Here is a 5,526-nt window from a genome sequence, read left to right as displayed (position 1 = left end):
GCGACCGGCGTCGTGCTGTGGCGGCGCTGAGGGGGGCGGGGACGGGTCAGGGCTTGCGTGCCACCGCCGAGTAGCCGGCCTTGACGACGCCCTCCTCGCCCGGTACCCGCTCGCCCAGTTCGGGGCGCCACTCGCCCTCGGAGACGATGCCCGGTTCCACGAACTCCAGGCCGGTGAAGAACCTGACGAACTCCGCACGCGGGCGCGGGTGGAGGGACGCCGTGCCCGAGCGGTAGAGACTGCCGACCTGCTCGGCCTTCTCCGGCTGGAAGTCGGCGGTCACGTGCGAGAGCACGAGGAAACTCCCGGACGGCAAAAGGGAGACCAGCCCGGAGACGATCTCGTGGGCCCCCGCCGCACCGTCAGTGCCGTCCCCGTCCCCGACGAAGTGCAGCAGCGCGATGAGCGAGAGCGCCACCGGCTCGCTGAAATCGAGCGTTCTGGAGGCGCGCTCGATGATCGAGGTGCTGTCGCGGACGTCGGCCTGCACGTAGTCCACCGAGCCTTCGGGGGTGCTGCGCAGCAGGGCCTCGGCGTGGGCGAGGACGATCGGGTCGTTGTCGCAGTAGACGACGCGCGACGCCGGGGCGATCTCCTGCGCCACCTGGTGCAGATTGGGCGGGGTGGGGATGCCGGTGCCGATGTCGAGGAACTGCCGTACCCCCCGGCCGGCGAGCCACCGGGTGGCGCGTCGCATGAACTCCCGGTTCATCCGGGCGAGTACGGGGACGCTCGGCTCGATCGCGAGGACCTTGCGGCCCATCTCCTCGTCGACGGGGTAGTTGTCCTTGCCGCCCAGGAACCAGTCGTACATCCGCGCCGGGTGCGGCCGCGTCGTGTCGATGTAGGGGGAGGGGGCGTCGGGCGCGGTCGGCTGGTCCATGGTGTCTCTCCGGTGGGTCCGTGGCGGCGGGGGTCGTGGCGTGCTCGGGGCCGGGTCACGGCTTGCGGGCCACCGCGAGGTAGCCGGCCTTGATGATGTTCTCCGGGTCCTCGACGGGGAAGCCCACCTCGGGGTGCCACTCGTCGCCCGTCACGATGCCCGGCTCGACCAGCTCCAGGCCGGTGAAGAACTCCTCGTACCGCGCGCGCGAACGGGTGTGCAGCGAGGCCGAGCCCGACTTGTAGAGCGAGCCGACCTGTTCGGTGTCGCGCGGCCGGAAGTCGTGGGTCGCGTGCGTGATCACGAGGTAGCTCCCGGGGGCGAGGTGGGAGACGAGCTCGGAGACGATGTCCTGGGCGCCGTCCTCGTCGCTGACGAAGTGCAGCAGGGCGACGAGGAAGAGGCCGACGGGCTGGGTGAAGTCCAGTGTCTTCGAGGCGCGTTCGATGATCGCGGCGCTGTCGCGGGCGTCGGCCTGTACGTAGTCGACGGCGCCTTCGGGGGTGCTGCGCAGCAGGGCCTCGGCGTGGGCGAGGACGATCGGGTCGTTGTCGCAGTAGACGATCCGCGCGTCCGGCGCCACCTCCTGCGCCACCTGGTGCAGGTTCGGCGAGGTGGGTATGCCGGTGCCGATGTCGAGGAACTGCCGGATTCCCCGCTGGGCCTGCCAGCGCGTGGCCCGCTGCATGAAGGCCCGGTTCATCCGCGCGAGCGAGGGCACGTTCGGCTCGATGGCGAGGACCTTCCGCGCCAGCTCCTCGTCCACGGGGTAGTTGTCCTTGCCGCCGAGGAACAGGTCGTACATCCGGGCCGGGTGCGGGCGGGTCGTGTCGATGCGGAACGAGCCGTCATCGGGCTGTGCTGCGGTCATGCGGGGCCCCCAGGTGCCGTCATGAACTGAACGCGGATCATGTGCCGCCGAGAATATGTGAGTTGCAGGGAAAAGACAGGAGGGGCCCGGCCGGGCGTACGGCGGCGGGGCGCCCCGGACCCGTACCCGGTCCGTGACGCCCCGCCGTGGAGCTCCCGTTCGGCCCGCCCGCTCAGTTGCCCGAGACCGTGACCTTGTCGTCGTTCTTGAGCTCGTTGACCAGCTGCTTGACCTTCGGCATGTCCCAGGCGAGGTTCCCGCCGACGCTGCCGGAGATCGGCATGTTCATCTGCTTGCCGTCGCCGCCCGTGACGCCCTTCATCGCCCAGAACATCGAGGTGAGGTCCCACAGGCTCATGCCCTTGTCCACGATGAGCGAGTCGAGACCCGAGCCCATCACGGGGTAGAGCTTGAAGGGGTTGATGATCGTGCTCGGGGTCGCGACCTGGTGGGCGAGCGCCGCGAGGAACTTCTGCTGGTTCTTCGTGCGGTCGAGGTCGCTGCCGGGCAGCGCGTAGCGGGTGCGGACGAAGGCGAGGGCCTGTTCGCCGTCGAGGGTCTGCTTCCCGGCCTTGAAGTCGGCGCCCGACTTCTCGTCCTTGAAGCCCTTCGGGATGTCCATCTCGACGCCCCCGACCGCGTCCACGATGCTCGCGAAGCCGTCGAAGCCGATCTCCGCGTAGTGGTCGATGTGCAGACCGGTGTTGTACTCGATCGTGCGCACGAGGAGTTCGGGGCCGTCGAAGGCGTAGGCGGCGTTCAGCTTGTTCGCGCCGCGCGCCGGGTAGGACTTGCCCGAGTCCGAGCCCTTGAACGCGGGGATCGTGACGTTCGAGTCACGGGGCAGCGAGATCATCGTCGTCCCGTTGTCGCCCGTGTGCAGGATCATCATCGAGTCGGTGCGCTTGCCCTCGGCCGAACCGGTGTGCAGGCGCTTCTTGTCCTCCTTGGACATCCCCTCGCGGCTGTCGGAGCCGACGATCAGGTAGTTCGTGCCCTTGCCGCCGTCCGGCCGGTCGATGACCTTCGAGAGGTCCACCTCGCGGCGGATCTTGCCGTCCGCCCAGAAGTACGTCGAGACGGTCGTGACGACGAGCACGGCGACGACGACGATCGCCGTCCACTTGATCCGCTTGCGCCAGTTCGGCGCCGGCCGTGCCGCCCGGCCCGGCCCGCCGGGACCGCCGGGCCCGCCCGGCTGCTGCGGGCCGCCGGGGGAGCCGTAGACCTGCCCGGTGTTGTACCCGCTGTCGTACCCGCCGTGACCGTCCTGGTACTGGCCCTGCTGCTGCCCGTACTGGCCCGCCTGCTGCCCGTACTGGTCCGGCGGCGGGTACGGGCCGCCCTGCCGCCCGTACCGCTGCTGCGGCGGTACGGGAGCCGGGCCCCCGGGCCCGCCGCGCCGCACCTGCGGCATCGAGCGGGCGCCCTCGGGCTGCGCCTCGGCGCTCCCGCGTCCGTATCCCCGGCTGTCGGATCGCTCCCCGCCCCAGCCCTGCGGCGTCTCGTTCATGGGACAAGTCTGCCGTCCCCGGGTGCTCGCCATACAGGGCGGGGAAGGAATCGCAGCGAGCCTGTTGCAGAGCTGATGCAAAAGCGGGGGTGTCCCGGCGGACATAAAGTGGACGGTATGACTGACCCGGCACCGCGTACGGACCCGGAGATCCCGGGCAAGCCGACCTCGGCCTCCCGTACGACGCTCTCGCACATCATGACCGCCACCGACACGAACCTGTACGGCACGGGCCACGGGGGCGTGATCATGAAACTCGTCGACGACGCGGCGGGCGCCGTCGCGGGACGGCACTCGGGCGGGCCCGCGGTGACGGCCTCGATGGACGAGATGGTCTTCCTGGAGCCCGTCCGCATCGGCGACCTCGTGCACGTCCACGCCCAGTGCAACTGGACCGGGCGCACCTCGATGGAGATCGGCGTGCGTGTCATGGCGGAGCGCTGGAACGAGTCCGTGCCGGGCCAGCGGGTCGGGACGGCCTACCTCGTCTTCACGGCGGTGGACGCCCAGGGCCGCCCCCGCCCCGTGCCCCCGGTCCTCCCGGAGACGGAGCGGGACGAGCGCCGCTTCCAGGAGGCCCAGATCCGCCGCACGCACCGCCTCGCCCGCCGCCGCGCGATCCACGAACTGCGCGAGAAGCGGACGGCGGAGGGCCTGGCGGACTGAGGACGCGCGGCGCGGCGCGGCGCGGCGCGGGAGGCGCCCGGGCGGTCGGGCCGCGAGGGGCGGCCCGCCTCACGACGGGCAGGTCACCTCGTCGCCCCGGACCGCCCCGTACTTGTTCTCCTTCGGGGCCTGGCTCGGGTCCTCCGCGCGGACCTTCGTGACGGCCGGGTGGTCCTCGCCGACCGTGACCTCCAGGGTGGCGGCGAGGCCCTTGTGCCTGACCAGCGCCGCCCCGGGGAGCGCGGTGGCGAGGCTCTTGGCCGAGCGGTCCCAGCCGGGGTCGTAGGAGACCGTCGTCCGCGCGGGCCCGGCCGTCCCGGTGGCCGCCGTCCGCGCCGCGAAGCCCGTCGCCCGCAGGGCCTTCGCCACGCGTTCCGCCTCGTCACCGGCCCCCGTGCCGTGCAGGACCCGCACCGAGATCTGCTGCGGCGGGACGTCCACCGCGACGGGCGCCGGTCCTGGGGCCGGCTTGTGGGCGGCCAGGGGGTGGTCCTCGCGCAGGGCCGTGAAGAGCGCCTTCGCGCGGTCCGCGTCCCACACCAGCGTGTCGCCGATGCCCGGGACGTGCCGCCCTTTCGCGGCGAGCGGCATCGAGACGAACTCCGATGAGGACGGGCCGAAGCCCCGCATCGCGCGGGCCAGGTCCAGGATCTCGTCGGTGCCGAAGCCCTTGTCGGCCCGTACCGCCGACAGGAGCGCGCTCGCGACCTCGTGCAGCCGCACCGGGTTGAGCAGCGTGCCGCCGCTCGTCGCGCGGTCCACGACCGCCGCGAGGAACCGCTGCTGCCGCTGCATCCGGCCCAGGTCGCTCGCCGCGTCCAGGTGCCGCGCCCGTACGTACTGGAGCGCCTGCCCGCCGTCCAGCTCGTGCGAGCCGGCGGAGAGGTCGAGGCCCGTGTACGAGTCCTTGAGCGGTCTCGTCGTGCAGATCTCGACGCCGCCGAGCGCGTCCACGGTCCGCATGAAGCTCGTGAAGTCCACCTCGACGTAGTGGTCGATCTTGACCTTCGTGAGCTTCTCGACGGTCCGTACGGTGAGCTGCGGGCCGCCCTCCGCGTACGCCGCGTTGAGCTTCACCGGGTGCTCGTGGTGGTGCTCGCCCGAGTTGCGGTCCACGTGCGGCGGCAGCATCGCGTAGGAGTCGCGGGGCAGGCTCACGACGCTCGCGCGGGAGTGGTCGGCCGACAGGTGCACGATCATCAGCGTGTCCGTGCAGTGGCAGGGCGCGCCCCCGAGTTTGTAGCGCTCGCGTGTCTCCTTGTCGAGCTTGGCCCGCTCGTCGGTCCCCGCGAGCAGCAGGTTCATGCCGTGCCCGGCGGCGGGGCGCTCGGGGCCCGCGAGGCCCTTGAAGGCGTCGACGCGGCCGATCTCGTGGTCGACGCCGTTCAGCAGCGTGCGGCCCGCCCCGGCGGCGAGCAGCACCCCGAGGGAGCACGCGGTCAGCCCCCGCACCGCCCAGCGCAGCGCCCGGCGGCGACGGCTCGGCGGGCGGCGCGGGAGGCGGCGGGCCGGGAGCGGACGCGGGGGCCGCGGACGGGGGGCGCGGGGGCGCGGGGGCTGGGGGCTGGGGTTTTTTTTTTTTTTTCCGCACGG

5 protein-coding genes are annotated in these 5,526 nt (G+C 72.0%); 1 reads left to right on the top strand and 4 read right to left on the bottom strand.

What is annotated here, in order from left to right:
- Positions 1-46: 46 nt before the first annotated feature.
- The 3 genes from SSBG_RS10215 to SSBG_RS10205 all read right to left on the bottom strand — a co-directional run bounded on the left by SSBG_RS10215 (position 47) and on the right by SSBG_RS10205 (position 3,267).
- Positions 47-883 carry an SAM-dependent methyltransferase gene (locus SSBG_RS10215; RefSeq protein ID WP_008746081.1) on the bottom strand — a complete coding sequence of 279 codons (837 nt, stop codon included), beginning with the start codon at positions 881-883 and terminating at the stop codon, positions 47-49.
- 55 nt (positions 884-938) lie between these two features.
- On the bottom strand, positions 939-1,754 hold the full coding sequence (locus SSBG_RS10210) for an SAM-dependent methyltransferase (protein ID WP_008746080.1): 816 nt from the start codon (positions 1,752-1,754) through the stop codon (positions 939-941).
- Between the two features lie 172 nt (positions 1,755-1,926).
- On the bottom strand, positions 1,927-3,267 hold the full coding sequence (locus SSBG_RS10205; protein WP_037869414.1) for an LCP family protein: 1,341 nt from the start codon (positions 3,265-3,267) through the stop codon (positions 1,927-1,929).
- Between the two features lie 117 nt (positions 3,268-3,384).
- Here SSBG_RS10205 and SSBG_RS10200 point away from each other — a divergent pair, with 117 nt between their 5' ends.
- Complete coding sequence (locus SSBG_RS10200; RefSeq protein WP_037871308.1) at positions 3,385-3,933, top strand: acyl-CoA thioesterase; 549 nt, start codon at positions 3,385-3,387, stop codon at positions 3,931-3,933.
- Between the two features lie 69 nt (positions 3,934-4,002).
- Here the strand turns inward: SSBG_RS10200 and SSBG_RS10195 are convergent.
- A partial coding sequence (locus tag SSBG_RS10195; RefSeq protein ID WP_234010461.1) for an LCP family protein occupies positions 4,003-5,526 on the bottom strand: 1,524 nt, incomplete at its 5' end.

Source organism: Streptomyces sp. SPB074, assembly GCF_000154905.1.
GTDB lineage: Bacteria > Actinomycetota > Actinomycetes > Streptomycetales > Streptomycetaceae > Streptomyces.
The sequence above is the reverse complement of the archived record's forward strand: the minus strand, read 5'-3'. Positions and strand labels throughout refer to the sequence as shown.

Coding starts and splice junctions, on each gene's coding strand:
- SSBG_RS10215 (WP_008746081.1), bottom strand. CDS start 883: ATGGACCAGCCGACCGCGCCCGACGCCCCCTCCCCCTACATCGACACG.
- SSBG_RS10210 (WP_008746080.1), bottom strand. CDS start 1,754: ATGACCGCAGCACAGCCCGATGACGGCTCGTTCCGCATCGACACGACC.
- SSBG_RS10205 (WP_037869414.1), bottom strand. CDS start 3,267: ATGAACGAGACGCCGCAGGGCTGGGGCGGGGAGCGATCCGACAGCCGG.
- SSBG_RS10200 (WP_037871308.1), top strand. CDS start 3,385: ATGACTGACCCGGCACCGCGTACGGACCCGGAGATCCCGGGCAAGCCG.